Source organism: Sporosarcina sp. SAFN-015, assembly GCF_051966875.1.
Classification (GTDB): domain Bacteria; phylum Bacillota; class Bacilli; order Bacillales_A; family Planococcaceae; genus Sporosarcina.
Map to the genome: position 1 here is coordinate 545,888 of NZ_JBQCKP010000001.1, position 24,209 is coordinate 570,096.

The following is a 24,209-nucleotide window of genomic DNA, read 5'->3' on the forward strand; positions in this document are numbered from 1 at the left end:
TGATAAACTCCCCTCCTCCACAATTTTCAATAAACAAGTGCATTCCTCCACTTGATTTGAGACAATAAACAGACAAAGGAAAAGGCTGGAAGGGGGATGGCTGTGAAAGAACGTTATTTCTGGGCGGCACTTGGACTTATTGCAATCAGCTGGATTGTGAATTCATTATATGCACATTCGAAACAATTGGAAGAGCCCATTTTTCTGGATCATTATTTGGAAACGACAACAGATGAACAAGACCATAACTATGTCACCTTCTTTTACTTAGCGAATAAAAACGATCACTCGCATATCAATTACATAAGATTAGGTGATGTCGAAGGCTTTCCGCAAGGCGACTATTTCTTTACGAGCACCACCGCTCCTCATGCAATCGACACTTATAGACATCAAGAGCTGAGAAGCATAAACGTCAAATTACGGTCGTTCAGCGATAATACAGAGATACAGTCATTCAATGAAATGGCTGTGTTTTATTCAGACGGAAGATCATCAACCGCGTCCATCGGGGAAGTGATCGTCCATCCACAGCAGTACTATGAGAATGACGATACTAGAGCGTTGGAGCAACCATCTAGCGGAAGCAGCAATGACGGTTCGAGTTGGGATACATTCCGAGCAACAGAGACGTTGGCAATCGAGAAGATCGACTTCCCTTTCAATGAACCGATCGAAGACCGATTCAACTTCACGATCAGCGGAAAACAAACAGAGCAATCGCTGGATTCCCTTAAGCTTCCAATTCATTTGGAAAAAGATAAATCTGTGACATTGAGAGTCAATTTTAAAGAAAAAAGTTTCGTGAACCCTTTTGCTTTCGCCATCCGTATATCTGGAACAACTACGGAAGGAAAACCATTCACGAACTACACTCACTACAATTTGTTTCCGTATTTAACACAGGACGACGTCAATCGAATCATCGAGGAGAAGACTGGGAGGGGTTTAGGTGAATAAAGCATTGCGCTATATGTTTTGGGGTTACCTTCTCATTTTCTTCCGGCTTCATGTCATGATTGACCTACTGATGGATCCTCTCGGATATTATTTAATCTACGCGGGCTGCTCTAGGCTAGTGGATGCTTTTCCGAAAGCGAAAAAGGCGATGACTATTGGATTGTTAGGAATGTTCATATCCTTGCCTTCTGTATTTGTGAATCTATCCGATACCACGTTGCCTACCGGATGGACCGCTTATGGGACCCTTCTATTAGTACTTAAATTGGTGATTACCTATTATTTATTCAATATATTAATTGACGCAGCGAAAATGGTTGGCAATCATGCGCTGCAGCATCGGACGAAAAACACTTATAAATTTTACATTACTATTCATCTTTTCACCTTGGCACTCCTATCGTTTTCAATGAATATAGCAGGCGATGGGTGGATCGCTTTATCCTTAATTTCAACAATCGGTGTTCTTATCATGGATATTCTGTTTTTACTATTGATCGGTGCTATTCGACGCGTTTCACCTAAAGATCATCGAATCGATTATTCTATTTAGCATATATTTGATTAGAATGGAGGTTATCATTTGTTCAAAAACAATTCAAACCAAGTTCGCGCGGGATGGCTGATCTTTTTGGCGTTCGCGTCGATGTTCATCGCACAGCAAATTTTCGCGCTGCCTGGAGGAGTTTTGCTCGCAATTGTCGATTTCCCGTTTCAAGACGGTAATTACGATATGGATATCATGGCCGCCTTTAACAGACATCCTTGGATTTTTCTATTAACCCAAGGCGGCGGGACAGTTGGCGGAATGCTTGCAACGGTGTTGCTATGGCGTTTTGTCAATAAAGGAACGTTGAAAGAGTTGGGCTTCAGAGGGTCGCTGAAAGATTTAGGTTTCGGCCTCTTGCTCGGAGCTGTGTCCATCGCTATCATTTTCTTTATTCTATTGGTTTCCGGTAATGTGATAATGCTTAACTCATTCACGGATCCCGAGTTTTCAGTGTATGCATTATCGTTTCTTGTTCTATTCATTCTCGTCGGCTTTTTTGAGGAAATGTTTTTTAGAGGGTACGTCATGTCGACGATGGAGAGCCGCGGGAATCCGAAATGGCTGGTGTATGTTGTCTCTGCTGTCGTTTTCAGTTTGGTGCACGGTACAAATCCGAATGTCAGCGTATTGGGCTTGGTCAATATCGCATTGGTCGGCCTTTTATTCGCCTATATGTTTGACGCGACAAAGAGCTTGTGGCTGCCAATCGGCTATCATATTACGTGGAATTACTTTCAAGGGAATGTTTTTGGATTTGCAGTGAGCGGAACTGCGCCACATGGGATTTATAATGTGTCGGTGGAAGATGGGAATGCTTGGCTGACTGGCGGCGCGTTCGGATTGGAAGGCGGCCTTTTGGCAACGTTGCTTATTATTCTTGGGTATTTCGCGACGAGGATGTATGTGAAGATGAAAGCGGAGTAAACCTGAAGGCTGCCTATTGAATGGCAGCCTTCTCTTTTCGCCCACTAAACGTCAAAACGAGGATTCCGCCTAATAGTAGGGCGATTCCGCTCCATGAAACAAGATCCAGCCTTTCCCCTACGACGATTACGCTTAAAATAGCGGCGGTTAACGGTTCGGCCAAAGAAAGTGTCACGGCGGATGACGAAGGGATATGCCGCAATCCGGTGGAAAACAGGATATATGCTACACTTGTTGTCGCAATTCCGAGGTAAATCATTGTAGATATGCCGGGAATAGTGAGCAATCCTTCCGTTTCGAAGATGAAAAGGAATGGCATAAGCATGATTGCGCTCACCGAGAATATGACGGCGACAGAAGGGATTGCATCCGCTTTCTCCAACACTTCCTTGTTGAATAAAGTATAATATGCAAATAAAAGTCCTGCGAATAAAGATAGCGAGACGCCGATTGGATTGACGACGAGCCCTTCTTTATTCGAAAACAATAAGACGCAACCGATAATGGCAAGGGATGTTGCCGTCAGCCATATTTTTGTCGGACGCTTTTTTAGGAACAACAATTCAATGAGCCCGGAAAACATCGGTGCACTTCCGATTGCAACTACCGTTCCGATAGCAATCCCCGTCAGCCGGATTGACGTGAAAAAGCAGTATTGGAAAACCGCCATTGCCAATGCTGAAAGAATCGTTGCTTTCCACGGCCAGTCTCGAAAATCGATTTTCCGGAGAATAAGCATAATGACGAGCAATGTGAAGCCGCCGACCGCAAGCCTCGAGGCTCCTACCGCCAATGGATGGACCGTTTGCGGCATGAAAGTTTGCGCAGTGCCGGTCGTCCCCCAGAGCACCGCCCCTAGTAGGACAACTATGAATGCTATGCGTTGTGACAAAGAAATCCCCTCCCCCAATATATTGAATATATCATGATATTGAAGGAGGGTGTATGAATTCTCACAATTATTTAGTTGTTTGACTCTATCGTTTTTTTCAGCTTCGCCAATAGCCCATCCCAGCCTCCGGACATGCGCGGCCGAACGACATCATGCGATTCGCCGAACTCCGTTTGCTTGCCATCCTCCCAACCGGCATGAATGAAGGTCAATTCAGTTTGGTCATTGATGTCCTTCAATTCAAAGTGAACTTGCCAGTCTTTTCCCCAGTCGAATGAGAGACGATTTGGCGGTTGGACTTCAGTTACTTTACATAGTGATTCTCCCCATGGACCCGCTTGCAAAGTGAACTCCTTCCCTTCTACTGGTTCCATATCACTGGGCATGAACCAAGCGCCGATTCCTTCTGCTGTTGAGACGTACGGCCAAACCGTTTCGATTGGTGCATTGATAATGATGTTTTTTCTAATTTCTGTTGTAGACATTGGGTTCTCTCCTTAATTTAACGAATGAAATCAATCCTTTGAAACAACTCTCGAATCTCAGGATGAATCTGATTCTCTTCCTTCATTATTATATCTTCTGTTTCGATATCTTTGAACACATCGTGAATTGATTGTAATTGATTCATTTGCTCAGCTGTCGGCGGCTTGTTGATTAGTTGGTTCAACATGTTTATCGTGTCATCTAAAGAAACATTCAGCTCCCGATTCAACTCCGAGGCCATCTCCAGCAATCGCTCAGCATTAAAAGCATCTTCTAAAATCGGCTCCATGATCGCCCTTCTCTCCTCATTGTCCTGAAGAGTATTCTCACTAGCTTCTAGAACCGGCAACATTTTAGTTGTAAATGCCATGTCCATTAATTCATATGCATCGTTGAAAAAGGCATAGGAGGCTGGCTGGTTATACTGATCATTTATATTTTCTTTCTTATAAAAGGTTTCCTTCTGATATCCATTTTCATTTTTGTCGTATGAGAATTTCTGTACTATTCTATCAGAATGTGACCTCATAATCATCACGATTCCCGGTTTCCTATCAAGTCTTGTCGTACTGAAATCAATCGAACCGAGCTGAACAAAGTCATCAAAAAGCGGGTAGGTTTTATCGCCGTCTTTCACTACTAACAACCAGGTCTGTCCATCATCCCAAGCAAAGACCCCATTTTCCGTTTTGCCTGCATTCACGTATAATTCGATTACTTCCTCCTCGCCATCCCCATCCATGTCCAAAGTAGCTGACTTATAAAGCGTTTGTGGATATTTTTCAATATCTTTTGCTTCAATCATCGAGTAATCATTACTCACTTGTTGATTCAAGTCTAGCTCGAGCGCTCTCTTTTCCTTCTCTAACGTATTAATAAGAGAATCTTTTTCTGATGATATTTGCTCGATTTGCTTTTTCAGTTCATTAATTTCAGTTGTCTGATCTGCGTTTGTCTGGTCCGTGCACCCGCTCAGTATACCGACCAAGCATACACTTCCTAGCAATAGCCTCCTCATTCCCAATCCCCCTATATTTATCAATACGACACTTCCTTTATTGGTACGTTCTTAACGACTAATTTGTTTCAATAGTTGGAAATCAACTGATGTGATGTCCCCCTTCAATGAAACAGCCCCGATTCCCGTGATTTTTTTAACAATTGATGGGTTTTCCGGTTCACGATCTTTTTCAGGAAGATGCCTACTAAAAAAAAGACGATTCCTGTAATGAACAGAAATGCGATGTCCGTTATGACCCGTTGCCAAACAATGCCGCCGACTGCTTCTCTCATTAAATCAATCGCATATGTGAACGGGAGGCCGGGATTGATCCATTGGAAAAAGCTCGGCAAGAGCGCAACTGGATATGTGCCGCCGGAACCGGCAATTTGCAGAACGAGCATGATGATCGCAAGCGCCTTTCCGACATCTCCGAATAAAGAGACGAGCGTGTAGACGAATATCATGAACACCGTACTGATGAATAGTCCGAAAACGATGAACCAGACTGGATCCTTTGCATGAACACCAAGGATTACGAGATCGCCGACTGTAACGATAAGAGTTTGGAGCAGACCGATAGCGAGGAATGTAAATAGACGCCCTGCGTAAATATGTCTGCTGCTCATCCCATCCACATTTTCAGCATCCGTAGCAAGAAGGGAGATGAGAAGTAGGCAGCCAACCCAAATAGCAAGCACAGTGTAAAATGGCGTCATGCCTGTTCCGTAATTTTCGATAGGGAATAATTTATTTTCATTTAACAATATCGGTTCCTCAAAAAAGCTGCGCTCCGCTTGCGGATCATTCCGAAGCAACTGGATAATTTCATTAATGTCCGTTTCACCTTGGATGGTACGAATTTTGTCAGCAAGATTTCCCACTCTATCCGAGATGTAAGGGTACTCGTTCAATGCTTTTTCCGACAACTCGGTTCCCTCAGTTATATGCTTAGAGGTACTTGCCAGAATGCGCTCCACCTCAGGGACAGTCGATTGTATTGACGTCAGCAACGATTTAGCCTGTTGGAGCGTTTTTTTGGCGCGTGCTGTTTCTGCGATGACGGTTGGCTCGATTGTATTTTTATATTCATCAAGAAACTGATCAAGTCGTACGGTTGCATTCTCTGATAACCTTTCTAAATCTACCAATGTTTGCTTCAATTGCTGTTGCCTACCTTCAACTAATCCATTAAGCGAGTTAGCATTCGTTTGCACTTCTTCCAGCAAATTTTGTAAGTCCGTCGTCTTGTCGAGCGCATTTTGCAATCTCTCTTGCCGCTCCACATTTGGCTGTTCTTCGTTGCTTGCTACATCTTGCAACCACCGGAGATCCGCTTCCACCGATCCAATATTCTGGATTGTCTCCGTCATTTTAGTATCTAGCTGTTCTTTCACACGGTCAATTTCTGTAAAATCCAATTTGACGTTACTCACTTTTCCTAAAAACTCGTTCGTTTCCTTCGAAATTGCAGACGCGCGTTGCAAATCACTATTCACCTTAGGTGCAATTTCATTCAGCCTAGCTTCCGCACTATCCAAAAAGGTCAATGTACGGTTCACCGTCGTCAATCCATCTGCAATCGATTGTTTTGCTGTCGGCATTTTCAATTGCGCTTTATGAATCAAGTCTTGTGCTGACACTGCATCTCGTGTTGTGTTTTTCAGCAAATCATGAATTTGGGGCAGTTGCTCTTCCATATTAAAAATATAGTTCTCGAATTTTTCGATATCCGGCATATCGTGTTGAAGCTCAATGCCTAGCCGATTAAACTGATCAAAAATGACGCCGTTCACCGTCGAAATGAATTGCCTGCTCACTCTATCGACAATGACGCTTGCACCTTTTTCAGTAATTTTTGGGGCAATGGAATTGATTTTTTCATTCACATAATAATCGATCTCCGCTTTCTCGGGATGATCGGAAATGACGGAACTGAGCTTCACCGAAAAATCCTGCGGGATAATTAACACCGCAAAATAATCCCCGTACTCAATCCGTTCCATCGCCTTTGAACGAGTGGTGAATTGCCAATCCATATCCCGATTTCCTTTTAACGTATCAACAAGCTGCACGCCGACATCGATATGCTCACCTCGTACGTCCGCTCCGACATCTTCATTGACGACGGCGACCGGCAGTTGACTTGTTTTACCATAAGGATCCCATGTCGCATAAATATTGAACCATGCATACAAGGATGGAAGAAAAATGAGTCCGCCAATCAACACAGCCGCGACCCAGTTATGGCTAATATTCTTAACGTCAGTCATGAAAATGGACCAGCTCTTTCGCATATCGCTCCCTCTTTCAACAATCATTCATTTGAAAATAGCATACCCGTTTTCAAGGGAAATCAGCTTGCCATATAAAACGGCTCTTGAACGTTCAATAGTCCTATGATAGACTGAAAGGCAGGCTTTTTGCCACGTGGTTCGCGAACCTCCCACGAAAAAAAACTAAGGAGAAATGAATATGAAAGTAAAAATGATGGCAACGAGCGGTATTATCGCTGCGTTGTATGTTGCTGTGACGTTTTTGATTGCCCCGTTCGGATTCACAAACATCCAGTTCCGCTTGTCTGAGATGTTCAATCATCTCGTTGTGTTCAATAAAAAATATATCGTCGGTGTCGTTCTAGGCGTATTTATCGCCAACATGTTCTTTTCCGAACTTGGACCGATTGATCTTGTATTCGGGGTCGGGCAATCCGTACTCGCCCTGTCGATTACAATCCTATCCGCCAAGTTCATCGACGGGTTATACCGACGGATGTTTTTCAATACAATTGTCTTCACGTTTACGATGTTCCTCATAGCTTGGGAATTGAACATCGCATTGGAGTTTCCTTTCTTACTAACATGGCTCTTTGTCGCTGTTGGCGAATTCGTCGTCATGGCAGTTGGCATTCCTGTTATGGTCGCTTTGGATAAACGGCTCAATTTCAGCAAACTCATATAAAAAACGAGGATGGCATTACATAATGCCACCCTCGTTTTTTTCTTACGCTTCATCTAAATATGTGCTGCCGAAATGCGTTTTCAAAAGCCAAGAATGAAAAAAGTATTCCCCTATACTTACGAGTACCCCTGCAAAAAATGCTTCTCCCATAGAATCCGTATATCCAAGCAAATGTAATCCCCCCATAAAACGATAAACCCTAACAACACATCTCCAATTGTCGCAGCCATATTGCCTATTTTCGGGAGTAACATCATATCGCCTAAATAGGAAATGACTAATAAAGCGATTCCTAAAATGGTTGAGTGCCAAAAAGAAACACCGTTAAACAATGTTAAAACAATCCATAAAATCGGGAAAATCAATATTGCTTTTATTAAAATAGATCTTCCATGGTTCACGTTAGATTCTTCGTTCAAAATGATCAATACCTCCATTCGTCTATTACTTTTTAAACTGCCCAAATACATGCAAAGTATCATTCGTTTATAATGTAAAGAAAACAGAAGGAGAGTTTTGGTATGTATATGACAATTGAAGAAACTGCAGAATATTTAGGGATGCCAATTGAGCAAGTTCGGAAGTACGTTTGGGCAGGACGCATACGATCCGTGCACGACGGCGATCAATACCTTATTAATCAAAGTCAGTTTGGCACTTATTTTAATCAGCTCGAAACGTTAAAAAGGCAGATTGAAGACTATTTGAGTGAACCGTTGCCTCCAGATCTTGATATTAAAGACGAGGATTAAAAGTCGGTAACAAGGGTAAAATGAAAACAGGGATGTGTTCTAGTCAGAAAGACACAATTTTTTCATTCAGCCCAAACCGGATTCACAATCCGCAATTTTCGATTTACTCCTACTGGACACCTATAGGATGCACCTTATACGTATTTATAAAAAAATAAAACAAGCTATTTGTGTACGTGTTTACTTTTTCACCCCTTTTGCTTTCCTGCTATATGATTGGTATAGTATGTAGTCGTTTCAAAAATTCATGATCCATAGGGGGAAACATGCGAAAAATATCAAATGTATTTTATATAACAATTGGCCTGATCATCTTGGCGGTCGGCTACGGAGTGACTGCGGCGGAAAGTTTTGAAGCCGTCACAACTTCCATAAAATCCTTCGTTTCATCTTCATTCGGATGGTATTACATGCTACTGCTATCATTTCTTCTTGTGCTTAGCCTATTCTTCATCTTTAGTCCATTTGGAAAAGTGCGTTTAGGCCAAGACACGGACCGTCCATCGTTTACGACAATCACCTGGATTGCAATGCTATTCTCCGCAGGTATGGGTATCGGTTTAGTCTTTTACGGGGCAGCTGAACCATTATCCCATTACGCCATTAATCCAGCGACGGCCGAACCAAATTCAGACGCAGCCTTCAAAGAAGCGATGCGCTACACATTCTTCCATTGGGGATTGCATGTATGGGCGATGTACGGAATTGTCGGTCTTGCACTTGCCTATTTCCAATTCCGCAAAGGAGAACCGGGGTTAATTTCAGCAACATTGAAGCCGATTTTCGGTAAAAAAATGGAGGGACCATGGGGTGTCCTCGTCGATGTTCTTGCCGTATTTGCAACAGCTTTTGGCGTTGCCACTTCTCTCGGCTTCGGTGCTGTTCAAATTAACGCAGGGCTGGATTATCTTTTCGGCTTTACTATCGGATTCTCTTCACAACTGATTATAATTGCAGTCGTCACAGTACTCTTTGTCATGTCGGCTTGGTCGGGGCTTGGCAAAGGGATTAAGTACTTGTCGAATACAAATCTGGTTCTTGCCCTTGCCATATTAGGCTTCGTCCTCATCGTTGGACCGACTTTACTTATTTTCAATGTGTTCACTGATTCAATTGGAGGCTATCTTGCCAACCTCGTTTCGATGAGTTTCCGTACGGCACCGTTGAACGATGCTCATCGCGAATGGCTAGAAGATTGGACTATCTTCTATTGGGCTTGGTGGATTTCTTGGGCACCGTTCGTCAGCATGTTCATCGCGCGTGTATCGAAAGGAAGAACAATCCGAGAATTCATGGTTGTAGTCATGTTGGCGCCAACCATTTTGAGCGCTTTCTGGTTCTCAGCTTTCGGAACAACCGCCATCAATATGCAGCGTGAAGGGATTGCAGACTTAGCGAAAGCAGATACCGAATTAACGATTTTTGAAATGTTCCATTCGATGCCATGGTCATTCTTCATATCAGTCGTCGCGGTTCTTCTAATTGCTTCGTTCTTCATCACGTCCGCAGACTCAGCAACGTTTGTATTAGGCATGCAGTCCACGTATGGTTCTTTGACCCCGCCGAATAACGTGAAGATCATTTGGGGTGTTATCCAATCTGCCATTGCGGTCATTTTGCTCTCTGTAAATGGATTGACAGCATTGCAGAACACCATCATCATTGCCGCCTTGCCGTTCTCATTTATTATGCTGCTGATGATCGTTTCCTTGATCAAAGCATTGCAAAGTGAACGGCCAAAAAGTGAGCGGCCAAGGAAAAAGAAAGTAAATGACATTGTGTAATAAATACAAAAAGTGGAGGGTGGAATCTAAGATTCCTCCTCCACTTTTTAGTTTAGTACTAGGACCGATTCATGTTGACGAATGATATGCAACAAGTCTGCAATCATTGCACTTCCTGTTGGATACATGCCGGCACCAGGACCTACCAAAGTTAATGGTCCTAGATATTCGGTATCTACGATGATTGCGTTGTCGACACCGTCTATACTGAATAGCGGATGATCAGCCCCGATTAAAACTGGCCCTACCGTTGCTTGCAGCTTCCCTTTTTCGTCCTTCCAAATATCAGCTACATGACGATAGCGAAGATCACCTTTGGATGCATCGATAATATCGATTGACTCCAAATGATCAATTCCGATAACTGGTACGTCCTCCCAATCGGGCTGTCTGCCGAAAGCGAGCGAGCTTAAAATCATCAGCTTGCGGAACGCGTCCGTACCATCCACGTCATCCGCAGGATCCGCTTCCGCGTACCCGTTTTTCTGGGCATGCAAGAGAGCTGCTTGGAACGAAGAACCTTCTTTACGCATTTTCGTCAAAATGAAATTTGACGTCCCGTTTAAAATACCTTGAATCCGTTTAATGCGGTCGCCTGCAACAAGATTTGTCACTGTCCGAATAATCGGGACGCCTCCAGCTGTTGTCGCTTCGAATCCGACTTGCACATTGCGGAACCCTGCATGTTTCAGTAAAGCAGGTCCGTGTTTGGCGAACATCTTTTTATTCGCAGTAATAATGTGGCAGCCCTTCTCAATCGCTTCCGACAAAAACGTATAGGCAGGCTCTTCCCCGACAATTGCTTCGAAGACAACATCGATTTCTGGATTACTCCATATTTCCTGAATGTCGTCTGTGAATTTTGCTCCTTGAATCGGCTTGCGTCTTTTCGCCTTGTCTTTCACAAGGATGGATACGACATCAACTGTGAAACCAGTGCTCTCTTTAATCTCCTCCCGCTTCTCCTGCAGGATTCTATACACACCTTCACCGACCGTACCAAAACCGAGTATGGCCACTTTAATTGACGGCATTATACCACCCTCCTTAACTTTGGTTTATTATTGTAACAATCAATGACGCTCTATTATCGAACTCCGACAGGCGCAGCTTTTTCGATTGCTTGCTTGAGGTCTGCAATCGTATCTTCCGTAGACTCAAGTCCGACAGATAGACGGATCAGTTCCTCCGGCGTTCCTGTCTTTTTCAAATCTTCAGCAGACAATTGCTGATGTGTCGTCGAAGCTGGGTGGATGATTAGAGATTTTGCATCCCCTACATTCGCTACGTGTGACCATAACGTAATATTGTCGATTACTCTGCGACCGGCTTCACGGCCGCCTTTAATTCCAAAGACGATGATCGAACCGAAGCCATTTTTCAAGTATTTCTTAGCATTTTCGTACGTCGGATGATCTTCCAAACCGGCGTATGTCACCCACTCGACGGATGGATGAGATTTCAGGAACTCAGCCACTTTAACTGCATTTTCATTATGGCGTGTTACGCGCAAATGAAGTGTCTCAAGTCCTTGCAGGAAGTTGAATGCACTGTCTGGATCTAGGCAAGGTCCGAAATCGCGCAGTAATTGGACACGTAGCTTCGTCGCAAATGCAGCCGCCGCAGTGTCAATGCCGTAGCGGAGTCCGTTGTATGTTTGATCCGGCTCAGTGAAGCCCGGGAACTTGCCTCGCGTCCAGTCGAATTTCCCCGCGTCTACAACGACACCGCCGATTGTCGTTCCGTGACCGCCGATCCATTTCGTCGCGGAATGAATGACAACGTCCGCCCCGAACTCGATTGGATTCGATCCGTATGGAGATGCAAATGTGTTATCGATGATGAATGGGATTTCATTCTCATGCGCAATGTTTGCGACCGCTTCGATATCGAGCACTTGAAGGCTCGGGTTCCCGATCGTTTCAGCGAAGACCGCTTTTGTTTTGTCCGTTATCGCAGCACGGAAGTTTTCAGGATCTTCTGCATCGACGAATTTCACATTGATGCCGTAGCGAGGAAGCGTGACGGCGAATAGATTATACGTACCACCGTATAGGTTGCCCGCAGCTACGATTTCGTCCCCTGCTCCAGCAATGTTCAAAATGGAAAAGGCGATAGCCGCCATACCGGAAGAAAGAGCGACAGCTGCTGTTCCTCCTTCCAAAAGTGCAACTCTTTCTTCAAAGACAGCAACGGTCGGATTCGTGATTCTTGTGTAAATATTGCCTGCTTCTTGCAAGCCGAATAAGTTTTGGGCATGTTCAGTGTCGCGGAAAACGAAAGCAGTAGTACGGTGGATCGGCACAGCACGAGAACCTGTAATAGGATCCGGCTTTTGGCCACCGTGTAAAAGAAGAGTTTCAGGTTGAAGTTTTGTCATTTGTATTACCTCCAGTGGATTTTTGTAAGATGAAAAGGCAATGCGGAGGCGTTGGGGGTTTTTGGAATAAAAAAAATAACCCCTTTCGCTAAGAGAAGGGTTACGCTTTCGCTTATTCCTCCTCTTATCTTTCAGACCGTTTGCACGAATCTGTAGGAAGTAGCACCTTTGCAAGTTCGTCACTTGCCGGTTGCCGGGCATCGCAGGGCCTAGTCCCTCCGCCGCTCTTGATAAGAGTTTGGGTATTCAGTTTTTCATCTTGTTGAACAGTATAGGAGACTCTTTTCGAAAAGTCAAGGGGTGAATTTATTTTTTTCTGAAACTTGCGCTTTGTCTCTGATGTTATAATAATTTTAGTAGTCAGGCCACCGGATGGGTTTGTGTGGATGGATATTTTGAGCGCGGATTCGGATTCTTGAGCGCAAATGCGGACTCTTTGAGCGCATGCGTGGATTCTTGAGCGCGGATGCGGACTCTTTGAGCGCATGCGTGGATTCTTGAGCGCGGATGCGGACTCTTTGAGCGCATGTGAGGATTCTTGAGCGCAGGTGCAGACTCTTTGAGCGCATGCGTGGATTCTTGAGCGCGAAGAAGGCTTCTTTGGACGCGATTCATCCTACCTTGGACGTTGGTTCATATCAATATACTAATTTTGGGGGATTCTTATGACGTTATGGATTTTAGCTACCCTAGTTTGTGGATATTTGGTCGGTTGCCTGCATGGCTCGACAGTTGCACGCTGGATTTCTGGGGTTAATTTGAAAGAGACCGGTGTGAAAAATGCTGGGGCTTCGAATGCGATGATTGTTCTCGGAAAACGGTATGGCGCACTCGTTGCATTGATTGATATCGGAAAAGGGATTTTTGCGGTCATCGCAATTCGATTACTTGCCGATCATTTTGGTCTTTCCGCGGAACAAATCACATTGCTATTATTTATTACCGGTGCATCAGTTATTTTCGGCCATAACTTCCCTTTCCATATGAAATTCAACGGCGGGAAAGGCACTGCAACTGTAATCGGCGTACTATTTGCGATTGATTGGCGGTTTGGGCTCGCCGGGTTTATCCTGTTCATTCTTGTGGCACTCATAACGGATGTACTTGTTTTCGGAGTCATCATGCTTTATATCACTCTTTTAACAATGTCAATTATAGTAGGTAACATGTGGGCGATCCTCGTCGCTGTTTTGCTTTTCTTAATGGCGATCTGGAAGCATATTGAAAACTTCAAACGGATCCGTGAAGGTACAGAGACGCGAATACGCGCATCATTCAAGAAAAAATAGAATTTGGAATGAATGAGCACGTAATTCTATTCAGAAGGATAACATAGTGAAATAAAAGGTATTTTAAGAGGCGAATCCTATTAGGAATTCGTCTTTTTGGTCTATCGTCTTATTTTTATACTTATCAGAATAACATGTTAATATATATGTAATCATGTTCCAGCGACAAAAGGAGGCCATTATGAAGAAAGTTATTTTAGGATTATTACTGACAACAATGTTAGTAGGATGTTCAGAAGAAACAAAAGCTGTTGAAGAGAAATGGGATGTTAGTCCAACTTTTGAAATTCCGGTTACTTTCGGTGATGACACTAAAGGCACGTATATCTTAATCGGAGAGGAAGAGAAATTAGGTTTTTTAATTGGTTCAGGAAAAGTTGGAGAAGCCGAAGCCCAACCAATTATTGCAGAAAAGGGTAATAAATATATGTGGCATTTTTGGGGGGAGAAAGAAGAATTCAGTGGGAAATTAAAAGTTATCGGTATTAACGAAAAAGGAGAAGAACACAAAATCCTTATTAGAGATGCAGGTACGTCTCATAGTGAAAAGGTTTGGGAATATCCGGAAGTTGGAATAAGCCCTAACAATGGAGCTACTACACACGTTCCATCAAATATGGAGTTTCCAACACCGGGTCTATGGAAGTTAGAAGTTTATATTGGCGATAAATTATTCGGAGAAGTTGTTGTAAACGTATTGGAAGTCTAACTCATCTAAATTGCAACAACCTCACGGAGAGATTTCCTCTATCTCTTTGTGAGGTTGTTATGTGAGTAAAACACTGCCCATGAAGCTAAAATCCTCATACCATCAAAAATCCAACCAAATCTTCACAGCCGTCCCTAAAATCAATACCGCTAATATGCCCTGCAATACTTTCGTATTCATCTTCTGTCCCGCTTTTGCCCCTAGTGGAGCGGCGAGGATGCTCGCTACAATCATAACGGCGGCTGGTCCGTAAAGAACTTGATCGGTCACGATCTTCCCTACCGTCGAGCCAATCGATGAGATGAATGTGATGGCGAGTGACGTTGCAATTGTCATGCGTGTCGGGATTTTTAAGACGACGAGCATGATCGGAACTAGAATAAAAGCACCGGCAGCTCCGACGATGCCGGCAGCAATCCCAACAACGAAAGCAAGTACAGCTGCAAGCCATTTATTGAAAACGACTTTATCGGCAGGGATATCATCCAAACCTTTTTTCGGAATGAACATCATGATGGCCGCAATCGTCGCCAAAATGCCATACACAAGATTGATGATTCCTTCCGATATCAAATTGGAACCATACCCTCCGATAAAGCTTCCGACTAAAATCGCGCTTCCCATATAAATGATCAATGTCTTGTTGAGATATCCGCCTTTCCGGTACGCCCACACTCCGGATATCGTCGCGAAGAACACTTGGATTGCACTGATTCCTGACACTTCGTGTGCAGAGAATGCGGCAATTCCGAGCAATGGCGGAATGTATAATAACATCGGATATTTGATGATTGATCCACCAATTCCGACCATGCCGGAAATGAAGGACCCTATAAATCCAATGAGAAAAATTGTAACAATAAATGCCATATCCATAAAATCACTCTCCCTAATTAGGAAAAGGGTATCTGTTTAGATACCCCCACCCTTTATTCAGCTTTCTTAATCCAGAACATGAAGACGCCTGCTTCTTCTTTTTGGTCAATCATTTTATGGCCGCTTGATTTTGCCCATGCTGTCAAATCAGCAACCGAGCCTTTGTCAGTCGCTTGAATTTCTATAATTTCTCCTACTTCCATTTCTTTCATTGTCTTCCTTGCACGTACTACCGGCATTGGGCATGCCAACCCTTTTGCGTCTAATACTTTTTTTACGTCCATTTTGTCATCTTCTCCTTATAATTAATTTGTCACCGTACCGCGCAACGGTTCGGTCCAATTTCCATTTCACGCTGTGTTTCTTCATCAGGAGCAATTTTGCCCATGTTCGTTTGTCGAATTTCTTGGTATGCGTTCGGTTGAGGCGGCAAGTTTCCTGTCACTAATTGACGGAATTCCTGTTCATCCTCAATATTCAAACCGTGGTTATCCGCAAAAAGCTTCCCTAACTTCTTGGACACACTTCCGTCGTCATTCAATTCTTCGATAATCATGAAATGCGCTGGAAGAACAAGAAGATCCTCCGCCAACTCGCGGTAGCGGCTATACAAAGTTTCCCGCAGATCGCCGACCCAATCTTCCGCCAACCCTGCAAGGTCTGGCCTCCCGATTGAATCGATAAATAATATATCTCCTGACAATAAATAAGCTTCATCGACAATAAACGAAGTGGAGCCGATTGTATGGCCCGGTGAATATAGTGCTTGGATATCGATTTTCGATTTCCCGACTTTTATGACTTGGCCATCTTCTAACGGTTCGTATGCAAACATAACTTCTGTCGCGTCTTTAGGCGGCAGCCAGTATGTTCCATTCACGGCTTCGGCAAGCTTACGTCCGCCAGAAATATGATCGGCGTGTAAATGTGTGTCGAGCACATGCGTAATCTTCACGTCTAATTGTTTTGCGAAATCTAGGAAGACATTCGTCATTCTTGTCGCATCTACAATGACAGCTTCACCGTTCGACACAATCATGTAAGAAAGGCATCCTTTTCCGATGCGCACGAATTGATAGATCGCGCCGCCGTCCTTCAAGTCTCCCACCTTCACCGGTTCCAAATATTCGCTCCACGCCTTCATGCCGCCTTGTAAGTAGGAAACATCACGTCCCTCTTCAGCAAGCATTTCCGCGACGAAAACTGAAGAGCCTTCCTTCGCACAGACGACGATGACGTCTTGATCGTTCGGGATTTGATGTAGACTCTCTTCCACACCGTCCAATAGATTGAAATACGGGATATTCAAATGTTGAATATTTTCCCCTTCAATTTTCCAATCGGCGAATGCATCTTCATTACGGACGTCCAAAATAAAGAAGTTCTCTTTATTGATCACCTTTTTTGCAACCTCTGCAGCCGTCATCGGTGTAACTGACATACTATCTCCTCCTATCTAGGTAAGTGCGTTATTGAACAGATTTTTCAATGGGACCTTTCCATCCACTCATGCCGGGTACAACATTTTTTACGTTCTTGAATCCTGCTGCAGCAAGTTTTTGTGCAGCCATGTCGCTTCGATTGCCTGATCGGCAAACAATGCAGATAGAAGCTTCTTTATCTAATTCGTTAAAAGATTTTTCTAGATCACCAAGCGGAAGCGATTGGGCGCCTGGAATATGGCCGAAAGCAAATTCCGCAGTTTCACGGACATCCAATAAAACAATCTCCTTTCGGTTCGAAAGTGCAGTTTCCAATTCTTCATTAGAAATAACATGAGGATAACTCATTTCCTCTTTTTCCTGTCCTTCAGTTTTTCGTAAATAATGGGTAAGCACTCCATCTTTTTCAGTTGTACCTAAGAATTGATGTCCTGAACTTTCCGACCAAGCTTTGAGGTCGGCGGTAGAACCTTTATCGGTTGCCTGGACCTCAAGAACACTCCCGAGTTCCAATTCTTTCATCGCTTTTCTCGTCTTGACGATTGGCATAGGGCATGCCAATCCTTTTGCATCGATTATGTGATCCGCTTTTATCATTTTCCGTCACTCCTAATACCGATGGGGGTATATTTTTCTGCATAAAAAAATTACTCAGTAGGACCTTCCCAAGCCAACATACCGCCAGTCATATTTACTACTCGGTATCCGTAGCTTTCCAAGAACTTCGTTGCCTGCCCGCTGCGTCCGCCGGAGCGACAAACCATAATATATTCCTTTGCTTTATCTAGTTCATTCATGCGGAACTCCAACAATCCTAGAGGGATATTGATCGCACCAGGAATTTCACCTTCAGCTACTTCGTCGACTTCACGAACATCAATAATATTCAGCGTTTGCCCAGCGGATAATTTTGTTTCGATTTCTATTGCTGTCAATTCATTCATATTGTTTCCTCCTATTTAGATAAATAAATTTACATTGCCATCTTGTGCATCAGCTAAATAAGCAGCTACCCCTGCATAGTTAATCCCATCTAGCAATTCATCTTGATGAAGACCTAACAAATCCATTGTCATCGTACAAGCGACAAGTTTAATATCCTGTTCTTGCGCCAGTTCAATCAATTGGGGAAGCGTCATCGCATTATGTTTTTCAATGACGTGCTTAATCATTTTTGGTCCCATTCCAGCCATATTCATTTTCGAGATGCCCATTTTATTAGCACCACGAGGCATCATTTTCCCGAACATCTTTTCAAGGAACCCTTTCTTCACAGGAACCTGTTCTTCTTTACGGAGTGCATTCAATCCCCAAAACGTATGGAAGATTGTCACTTCATGATCGTAAGCCGCAGCTCCATTTGCAATAATATAAGCAGCCATTGCTTTGTCGTAGTCTCCACTGAACAAAACAATGGTCGTCTTTTTCGTTTCTGACAACACAATCATCCTTTCTTTCTAAATTACCATTACCCGTAGGGGTATAATAAACCTTTAAAAGAAAAGAGTCAACTGTTTAGCGACTCTTTACGAGAAGATCAACCGCCTCTTTCACAATATCCTCTTGGGACATCGAATTGCTTTCATCAATATTCTGCATACATGCAATGATATTTGAGCTGACAATGACGCCGATTGTACGGTCAATCGCAGAACGGGAAGCAGACAATTGTGTAACGACTTCTTTGCAGTCTTTTCCTTCTTCGATCATCCGCAAAATCCCTTTAATCTGGCCTTCGATTCTTTTTAATCGATTAATGACTTTATCATCGTATTCCAACTGCGTTCAGCTCCTTTCTCGTTGATTACAAGACTGATTGTATACCCCTGCAGGTATAATGTCAAGTGTTTATGATTTCTGGCGCAGGTTATGCTTGAGTTCAAACAGGTTATGGCGCGATTTCCCGGAGTTATGCTCATATCAGGATCGTCGACTCGCACACCGTAAAGTTGCTGCAAGCGATATACCCAAGCAAATCATGCTTTCTGCAAAGTGCGACAATTTATGATACAATAATAATAGACAACTTAATAGAGATCGTTTTCAACTAGTTGTTTTCCATCACGATTCGATTGCTTTGGGCATGCCCAAGCATTTTTTTATTAAGAATAATGATGAGAATGAACAGTAGGAGTGATCAGATTGGCTTTTCCACGCAGTGAAAAACCTGTTTCAGATTTTGTCGCAGCTCGTCATATCGATGAGGAAATTTCGTTCGTTCGCAATGATTATGAGGTGAATGGAACGATACAAAAAATTCTTGAGAACTCAGTCATCGTTAAGATTTCGGAGGAAGATGCAGACCGAATCGGTGTCGCATCCAATCTCACCGTTGTTTCCCACAAGAACTACTCCGTAGTCTAATCTATACGTAAAAGACGGGCATCTCTACCAGGGAGTGCCCTTTTTCTTTTGGAATTTCTTTAGAAATGACGACTTTTATGTAAGTCTTTCAACTATTACATTCTTTAATTATCCGCATTGCAATGCCCGATAACTCCCCATGTTCAGTAAAACGTTCGCTGAGCATATCCGTCAGTATATGGTCGAGGAAGTATTTTACGCAGTTCATATTTTGAAACAACAATATTGTTCTTAATGCTTCTTCGTATATCTCTATAAACAATGGTTCTGGATTACCTTTTTGAATTTCACCAAAAGCTTCATAAAGTAAATCAATTTTATCAGCTACAGATAAAATGCGACCCTCCAATGTTTCATCTTTACCTTCCTTAAATCGCTCTAAGTAAATATTTTGAAACTCAGATGGAAGTTCCTTTTCTACAAACTTTCTTGTCATTTCTTCCTCTACTTCACTGAACAGTTGCTTTAACTCCTTTGAAGCATATTTTACCGGTGTCTTTATATCTCCAGTAAAAAGTTCCGCGTAGTCATGGTTCAATGCCTTTTCATATAGGATTCTCCAATCAACTTTCTGCCCAGCCTTTTCTTCAACCGTTCCAAGAAATTGAGCAATTTTTGTCACCTTAAATGAATGGCTGGCAACGGAATGATGCTGATATTTGAACTTGCCTGGACAACGAATAATTTGTTCTAAATCAGATAAGCTTTTAAAATATTGATGTACACCCATCCTAATCTCACCTTTCTACAGTAGGCATTATCAATACTTTCCCTTATTTCATCTAATTTATGCATGTAAGGAATTCACATCAAATAAGGCGCCTATTCCTATTCCGGAAAAGACGCCCATAATTTTATAGAATAAAATACACCAAAACAGACAAGCAGACTGATGTGATAGTCACCGCTATCAATGGCCTCATCGCGCGTTCACGCAGATCCTTCAAGCTGACATTTAAGCCTAGACCGACCATGGCAGCAGTTAATAGCCATGTTGTCACTGTACTAATTCCTGTCATCACTTCATCAGACACAGGTATTGAATGACCTAAAACATAACTTCCAAATACGCTTAACAGAATGAACCCAATAAGGAACCATGGGAACTCGATTTTGTTCTGCCCTTCTTCTTCGCCTTTGCTTTTGCGCTTCATAAAATAAATGAAAATGAAGCATAACGGGACTAATAAGAATACCCTTCCGAGTTTCGCTAGCAATGCAATGGCAAGCGCATCTTCTCCCGCAGGAGCCGCGGCGATTGCGACATGCGCCAATTCATGGAGGCTCATGCCCGACCAGATGCCATACTCAGTTGGGAGCAATGGTACAATCGGTCGCAATACTGTATAGCCAATTGCAAACACGGTCCCAAGCATGGCGATGATACCGACCCCGATTGCGGTATCTTCATCCTTCGCCTTGATGATCGGCGCAACCGTTGCGATGGCCGCAGCTCCGCATACCCCCGTCCCTACTCCAAGCAGTAAGGAAATATCTTTATCCGCCTTCAGCCACTTGGCAAGAAGGACCATAAGCCCGATGGCAAATGCAATGACGAGCACATCACGTGCCAGCAAGCCGAGTCCGTCGCGGAAAACGACATCTATATTTAATTTCAATCCGTATAAAATGATCGCTAGCCTTAGCAACTTTTTCGATGAAAATGTAATGCCAGCGCGAAGCATTTCCGGGTATCCGAATAATTGCCGGTATGCGACAGCAATTATGATTGCGCTTGCCAATTGTCCGATATGGTTAAATCCGGGTACTTTCGCTAATAAAAAACCTAATAATGCAATAAAAAATGTGAAAGCGATTCCCGCAAACCATTTGCTGTTCTTTTGATTCATCTATACCACCTCCTATGTAAGCGTAATATGCAGAACTTCATAAGTAAAATAAATTATAATAATGTTTATGATAAGTAAAATGATATGATTAATTGCAAGGAGTGATGAAGATGGACCAGCAACTTCAAGTATTTGTAACGGTAGCGGAAAAAGAAAGCTTTTCACGCGCCGCCGAAGAGCATCATATGACCCAGCCGGCAGTAAGCCAATATATCCGGCAGTTCGAGGAACAAATCGGGACAAGACTGCTAGAGCGTACGAATAAGTACGTCCGGCTGAACAAAGCAGGGGAAATCGTCTATCACCACGCAAAGGAAATCCTTGCTCTGTATTCGAAAATGCAAAATCTTGTCGATGATCTAGCGAATAAGGCAAGCGGTCCTTTGTCGATCGGCGCGAGTTATACGTTCGGCGAATACGTGCTGCCACGCATTATTGCCAATTTGAAGCAGACTTATCCCGATATCCAACCGACAGTGACAATCGGCAATACAGCAACTGTCGCTGATTTAGTCGCAAGCCATCAACTCGATATCGGCATCGTTGAAGGAAAATTCAATACTGCAAGACTCATCGTAGAGGATTTTGCTGAGGACGCTATGGTAATCGTCTGTGCAGTTGACCACCCGCTTTCAACAAAAGGAAAATCTCTCGAAATGACGGACTTGGAGCAAGAAACTTGGATTGTCCGTGAGCATGGATCCGGCACACGGGAAGCGATGGATAATTTATTTGAGCAGCAAGGGATTTCACCGAGTAAACTAATGAATTTCAGCAGCACTCAACCAATCAAAGAATCTGTAGAGGCAGGCCTCGGTATAAGTCTGCTTTCTCATTGGTCGATTAAGAAAGAATTGAAAAACGGCGATTTACGAATGCTGGATGTCAAAGGGCTCCCCTACCGCCGCAAATTTTCCATTGTGACAAGCACCCCTTTCCAAACAAAGGCGCTTGAAGTTTTCATTGATATCTTGCGGACCAAAAAATTATTAACGACGCTTTAACAGAAGGATTTCCACGTCCCCCTATCGAAGTGAAAAGGAGGAGAGGAGCTGTATAAGCAGTGAGGAATATCGTATTGACAGCTATTATCATAATGGGCGCCCTTTATATATTTTTAATTCCACCCGATCCGGTCGGTTTCAAGATTTTCATGAAGCTAATTCCTATGGCACTCATTATCATATTCGCTGCGATGACGCCGTCACTTATTTCACATACCTATAAAAGAATCATTATTGCGGGGTTATTCATTTGCATGATTGCAGATGGGGTTATCTACTGGTTCATGGCAGGTCTAATTACATTTTTCATTGGACATCTTTTTTACATCTTTGCTTTCAATTCTGCAAGCCGCAAACATATACCGAAATGGGCGGCAAGTTTGCTGTTGCTATACGGTGTGGGCATGGCCATCTGGATTGCCGGCTCACAATTTGCTAATGGCGAATCAATTCTTGGGGTGGCTATCCTCGCTTATATCGCAGTCATTTTGACGATGGGCTGGATGGCGATTCGTACCCAGTTGAAGCTTGCTATTTCCGGAGCGCTGCTATTTATATTTTCCGATTCGGTGCTGGCGATCGACCGATTTGTCGTAGATATTCCCTACAGGGACGCATTTGTCATGGTGACGTACTATGCAGCGCAAGTCTTCATTGCAGCAAGCATCGGCAGTCGGGTCGTCAAGTATTCCGTGAATCGAAACAATCTGATAAGATAAGGGAAATAACGCTTTACACTAACTGGAGGTCATTGGAATGAAAGAAAAATTGATTGAACGTCTAACACGTTATGCAAAAATCGATACACAATCAGACGAGAATAGCACATCCACTCCATCTACAGCGGGCCAGTGGGATTTGCTGCATGTGCTTGAAAAAGAGCTTGCTGAAATCGGCATGGAAGAAATCACTCTAGACGAAAACGGCTATCTATTTGCCACACTTCCTGCTAATACGGATAAGGATATCCCGACAATCGGCTTTTTGGCGCACGTCGACACTGCGCCCGATTATACGGGTAAAAACGTCAATCCTCAGCGAGTCGACAATTATGACGGCAATGACATCCAGTTGAATGAAAAGACAATAATGTCCGTCTCCACATTCCCCGAGTTGAAAAATTATGTTGGCCATACTCTCATCACAACGGATGGCACGACGTTGTTAGGCGCTGACAATAAAGCCGGAATTGCAGAAATCATGACGGCGATGGAATTTTTAATACAACATCCTGAAATTAAACATGGCAAACTGCGTGTCGCCTTCACGCCTGATGAAGAGATCGGCTCCGGACCACATAAATTTGATGTGAAGACATTCGGTGCGAAATATGCGTATACAATGGACGGCGGACCTCTTGGCGAACTGCAATATGAAACCTTCAATGCAGCAGGAGCAAAAGTGACATTCCACGGTACGAACGTGCATCCAGGCTCTGCGAAGGACAAAATGGTGAACTCGATCCTGATTGCAAACCAATTCCAAGCGGCAATGCCTGCGGATGAAATCCCGCAAGTGACGGATGGATATGAAGGATTTGTTCATCTGGCGGATATGACAGGTTCAGTCGAGAAGACAGAGTTGCATTATATTATCCGCTATTTCGACCGCGAGACGTTTGAAGCACGTAAACAGCTGTTTGTCGACACGGCGGCACAATTGAAAAAAGAGCACGGCGAGAATGCTGTAGAGCTTGAACTGAATGATCAATATTACAATATGGGTGACAAGATTGAGCCTGTCATGGAAATCGTAGATATTATTTCGGATGCATTCAAAACACTCGACATCAAGCCGGATATCGTGCCAGTGCGCGGCGGTACGGACGGGGCGCAACTATCCTACATGGGCATGCCGACGCCGAATATTTTTACGGGCGGCGAGAATTACCACGGTAAATATGAATACATCTCCGTCGACAATATGGAAAAGGCGACGAATGTCATCATCGAGGCTGTAAAGCTCTTCGAAGAACGCGCATAAGGG

At 43.4% G+C, this 24,209-nt stretch carries 28 protein-coding genes and 2 riboswitches; of the genes, 12 read left to right on the forward strand and 16 right to left on the reverse strand.

Going from position 1 to position 24,209, the window contains the following annotated elements; translation table 11 throughout:
- The first annotated feature begins 102 nt into the window (after nt 1-102).
- The 3 genes from ACTHPA_RS02525 to ACTHPA_RS02535 are packed head-to-tail and all read left to right on the forward strand — an operon-like array spanning nt 103 to nt 2,434.
- Entirely contained in the window at nt 103-960 is an 858-nt protein-coding gene (locus tag ACTHPA_RS02525; RefSeq protein WP_440498485.1) for a hypothetical protein, read from the forward strand.
- Complete coding sequence (locus ACTHPA_RS02530) at nt 953-1,513, forward strand: hypothetical protein (RefSeq protein ID WP_440498486.1); 561 nt, start codon at nt 953-955, stop codon at nt 1,511-1,513. Before ACTHPA_RS02525 ends, ACTHPA_RS02530 begins: the two co-directional genes overlap by 8 nt.
- Nucleotides 1,514-1,543: 30 nt before the next feature.
- Nucleotides 1,544-2,434, forward strand: a complete 891-nt coding sequence (locus ACTHPA_RS02535) for a lysostaphin resistance A-like protein (protein WP_440498487.1) — start codon at nt 1,544-1,546, stop codon at nt 2,432-2,434.
- 13 nt (nt 2,435-2,447) lie between these two features.
- Here the strand turns inward: ACTHPA_RS02535 and ACTHPA_RS02540 are convergent, their stop codons facing one another.
- The 4 genes from ACTHPA_RS02540 to ACTHPA_RS02555 form a co-directional block, all read right to left on the reverse strand.
- Nucleotides 2,448-3,326, reverse strand: a complete 879-nt coding sequence (locus ACTHPA_RS02540; protein WP_440498488.1) for a DMT family transporter — start codon at nt 3,324-3,326, stop codon at nt 2,448-2,450.
- A 71-nt stretch (nt 3,327-3,397) separates the two neighbouring features.
- The gene (locus ACTHPA_RS02545) at nt 3,398-3,811 is read right to left on the reverse strand and encodes an SRPBCC family protein (protein ID WP_440498489.1); all 414 of its coding nucleotides are present in this window, start codon (nt 3,809-3,811) and stop codon (nt 3,398-3,400) included.
- A gap of 17 nt (nt 3,812-3,828) precedes the next feature.
- Nucleotides 3,829-4,830 (reverse strand): hypothetical protein, encoded by a 1,002-nt coding sequence (locus ACTHPA_RS02550; protein ID WP_440498490.1) that lies wholly within the window; start codon nt 4,828-4,830, stop codon nt 3,829-3,831.
- 104 nt (nt 4,831-4,934) lie between these two features.
- On the reverse strand, nt 4,935-7,109 hold the full coding sequence (locus ACTHPA_RS02555; RefSeq protein ID WP_440498491.1) for a YhgE/Pip family protein: 2,175 nt from the start codon (nt 7,107-7,109) through the stop codon (nt 4,935-4,937).
- Between the two features lie 127 nt (nt 7,110-7,236).
- A riboswitch (PreQ1 riboswitch) is annotated at nt 7,237-7,281 on the forward strand.
- Between the two features lie 6 nt (nt 7,282-7,287).
- On the opposite strand from ACTHPA_RS02555, the gene ACTHPA_RS02560 reads away from it, so the two are divergent.
- Entirely contained in the window at nt 7,288-7,773 is a 486-nt protein-coding gene (locus ACTHPA_RS02560) for a QueT transporter family protein (RefSeq protein ID WP_440498492.1), read from the forward strand.
- Between the two features lie 116 nt (nt 7,774-7,889).
- Here the strand turns inward: ACTHPA_RS02560 and ACTHPA_RS02565 are convergent, their stop codons facing one another.
- Nucleotides 7,890-8,192 (reverse strand): DUF2512 family protein, encoded by a 303-nt coding sequence (locus tag ACTHPA_RS02565; RefSeq protein ID WP_440498493.1) that lies wholly within the window; start codon nt 8,190-8,192, stop codon nt 7,890-7,892.
- 102 nt (nt 8,193-8,294) lie between these two features.
- Between ACTHPA_RS02565 and ACTHPA_RS02570 the strand changes: the two genes are divergently transcribed.
- Both ACTHPA_RS02570 and ACTHPA_RS02575 read left to right on the forward strand, forming a co-directional pair.
- Nucleotides 8,295-8,525 carry a helix-turn-helix domain-containing protein gene (locus tag ACTHPA_RS02570; RefSeq protein ID WP_440498494.1) on the forward strand — a complete coding sequence of 77 codons (231 nt, stop codon included), beginning with the start codon at nt 8,295-8,297 and terminating at the stop codon, nt 8,523-8,525.
- Between the two features lie 266 nt (nt 8,526-8,791).
- Nucleotides 8,792-10,309, forward strand: coding sequence for a BCCT family transporter (locus tag ACTHPA_RS02575; protein WP_440498495.1), 1,518 nt, complete (start codon nt 8,792-8,794; stop codon nt 10,307-10,309).
- A gap of 47 nt (nt 10,310-10,356) precedes the next feature.
- On the opposite strand, the gene ACTHPA_RS02580 is transcribed toward ACTHPA_RS02575, so the two are convergent.
- Both ACTHPA_RS02580 and ACTHPA_RS02585 read right to left on the reverse strand, forming a co-directional pair.
- Nucleotides 10,357-11,343, reverse strand: a complete 987-nt coding sequence (locus ACTHPA_RS02580) for a homoserine dehydrogenase (RefSeq protein ID WP_440498496.1) — start codon at nt 11,341-11,343, stop codon at nt 10,357-10,359.
- A 53-nt stretch (nt 11,344-11,396) separates the two neighbouring features.
- The gene (locus ACTHPA_RS02585) at nt 11,397-12,689 is read right to left on the reverse strand and encodes an O-acetylhomoserine aminocarboxypropyltransferase/cysteine synthase family protein (RefSeq protein WP_440498497.1); all 1,293 of its coding nucleotides are present in this window, start codon (nt 12,687-12,689) and stop codon (nt 11,397-11,399) included.
- A 121-nt stretch (nt 12,690-12,810) separates the two neighbouring features.
- Nucleotides 12,811-12,926: riboswitch (SAM riboswitch) on the reverse strand.
- Nucleotides 12,927-13,354: 428 nt separating this feature from the next.
- Between ACTHPA_RS02585 and ACTHPA_RS02590 the strand changes: the two genes are divergently transcribed.
- Nucleotides 13,355-13,978 (forward strand): glycerol-3-phosphate acyltransferase, encoded by a 624-nt coding sequence (locus ACTHPA_RS02590; protein WP_440498498.1) that lies wholly within the window; start codon nt 13,355-13,357, stop codon nt 13,976-13,978.
- A gap of 181 nt (nt 13,979-14,159) precedes the next feature.
- Nucleotides 14,160-14,687, forward strand: coding sequence for a DUF4871 domain-containing protein (locus ACTHPA_RS02595; protein WP_440498499.1), 528 nt, complete (start codon nt 14,160-14,162; stop codon nt 14,685-14,687).
- Between the two features lie 102 nt (nt 14,688-14,789).
- Here the strand turns inward: ACTHPA_RS02595 and ACTHPA_RS02600 are convergent, their stop codons facing one another.
- The 7 genes from ACTHPA_RS02600 to ACTHPA_RS02630 form a co-directional block, all read right to left on the reverse strand.
- Nucleotides 14,790-15,563 carry a sulfite exporter TauE/SafE family protein gene (locus tag ACTHPA_RS02600; protein ID WP_440498500.1) on the reverse strand — a complete coding sequence of 258 codons (774 nt, stop codon included), beginning with the start codon at nt 15,561-15,563 and terminating at the stop codon, nt 14,790-14,792.
- A 53-nt stretch (nt 15,564-15,616) separates the two neighbouring features.
- The gene (locus ACTHPA_RS02605) at nt 15,617-15,847 is read right to left on the reverse strand and encodes a sulfurtransferase TusA family protein (RefSeq protein WP_440498501.1); all 231 of its coding nucleotides are present in this window, start codon (nt 15,845-15,847) and stop codon (nt 15,617-15,619) included.
- Nucleotides 15,848-15,876: 29 nt separating this feature from the next.
- Nucleotides 15,877-17,004: an MBL fold metallo-hydrolase gene (locus ACTHPA_RS02610; RefSeq protein ID WP_440498502.1), complete on the reverse strand. Its 1,128-nt coding sequence runs from the start codon at nt 17,002-17,004 to the stop codon at nt 15,877-15,879.
- A 28-nt stretch (nt 17,005-17,032) separates the two neighbouring features.
- Nucleotides 17,033-17,602 carry a sulfurtransferase TusA family protein gene (locus ACTHPA_RS02615; protein ID WP_440498503.1) on the reverse strand — a complete coding sequence of 190 codons (570 nt, stop codon included), beginning with the start codon at nt 17,600-17,602 and terminating at the stop codon, nt 17,033-17,035.
- A 50-nt stretch (nt 17,603-17,652) separates the two neighbouring features.
- On the reverse strand, nt 17,653-17,949 hold the full coding sequence (locus tag ACTHPA_RS02620; protein WP_440498504.1) for a rhodanese-like domain-containing protein: 297 nt from the start codon (nt 17,947-17,949) through the stop codon (nt 17,653-17,655).
- Between the two features lie 15 nt (nt 17,950-17,964).
- Nucleotides 17,965-18,444: a DsrE/DsrF/DrsH-like family protein gene (locus ACTHPA_RS02625; protein ID WP_440498505.1), complete on the reverse strand. Its 480-nt coding sequence runs from the start codon at nt 18,442-18,444 to the stop codon at nt 17,965-17,967.
- Nucleotides 18,445-18,520: 76 nt separating this feature from the next.
- Nucleotides 18,521-18,784 carry a metal-sensitive transcriptional regulator gene (locus tag ACTHPA_RS02630; RefSeq protein WP_440498506.1) on the reverse strand — a complete coding sequence of 88 codons (264 nt, stop codon included), beginning with the start codon at nt 18,782-18,784 and terminating at the stop codon, nt 18,521-18,523.
- 354 nt (nt 18,785-19,138) lie between these two features.
- On the opposite strand from ACTHPA_RS02630, the gene ACTHPA_RS02635 reads away from it, so the two are divergent.
- Nucleotides 19,139-19,369 (forward strand): DUF2187 family protein, encoded by a 231-nt coding sequence (locus ACTHPA_RS02635; protein WP_440498507.1) that lies wholly within the window; start codon nt 19,139-19,141, stop codon nt 19,367-19,369.
- A gap of 88 nt (nt 19,370-19,457) precedes the next feature.
- Here the strand turns inward: ACTHPA_RS02635 and ACTHPA_RS02640 are convergent, their stop codons facing one another.
- Both ACTHPA_RS02640 and ACTHPA_RS02645 read right to left on the reverse strand, forming a co-directional pair.
- Nucleotides 19,458-20,099 (reverse strand): HD domain-containing protein, encoded by a 642-nt coding sequence (locus ACTHPA_RS02640; protein WP_440498508.1) that lies wholly within the window; start codon nt 20,097-20,099, stop codon nt 19,458-19,460.
- Nucleotides 20,100-20,223: 124 nt separating this feature from the next.
- Nucleotides 20,224-21,219 (reverse strand): YeiH family protein, encoded by a 996-nt coding sequence (locus ACTHPA_RS02645; RefSeq protein WP_440498509.1) that lies wholly within the window; start codon nt 21,217-21,219, stop codon nt 20,224-20,226.
- Nucleotides 21,220-21,329: 110 nt separating this feature from the next.
- Between ACTHPA_RS02645 and ACTHPA_RS02650 the strand changes: the two genes are divergently transcribed.
- Genes ACTHPA_RS02650 through pepT form a run of 3 tightly spaced genes read left to right on the forward strand, consistent with a single transcriptional unit; the run spans nt 21,330 to nt 24,206 of the window.
- Entirely contained in the window at nt 21,330-22,223 is an 894-nt protein-coding gene (locus tag ACTHPA_RS02650) for a LysR family transcriptional regulator (protein ID WP_440498510.1), read from the forward strand.
- A gap of 59 nt (nt 22,224-22,282) precedes the next feature.
- Nucleotides 22,283-22,942 carry a lysoplasmalogenase gene (locus ACTHPA_RS02655; RefSeq protein ID WP_440498511.1) on the forward strand — a complete coding sequence of 220 codons (660 nt, stop codon included), beginning with the start codon at nt 22,283-22,285 and terminating at the stop codon, nt 22,940-22,942.
- A 37-nt stretch (nt 22,943-22,979) separates the two neighbouring features.
- On the forward strand, nt 22,980-24,206 hold the full coding sequence (gene pepT / locus ACTHPA_RS02660; RefSeq protein ID WP_440498512.1) for a peptidase T: 1,227 nt from the start codon (nt 22,980-22,982) through the stop codon (nt 24,204-24,206).
- Nucleotides 24,207-24,209 lie beyond the last annotated feature (3 nt).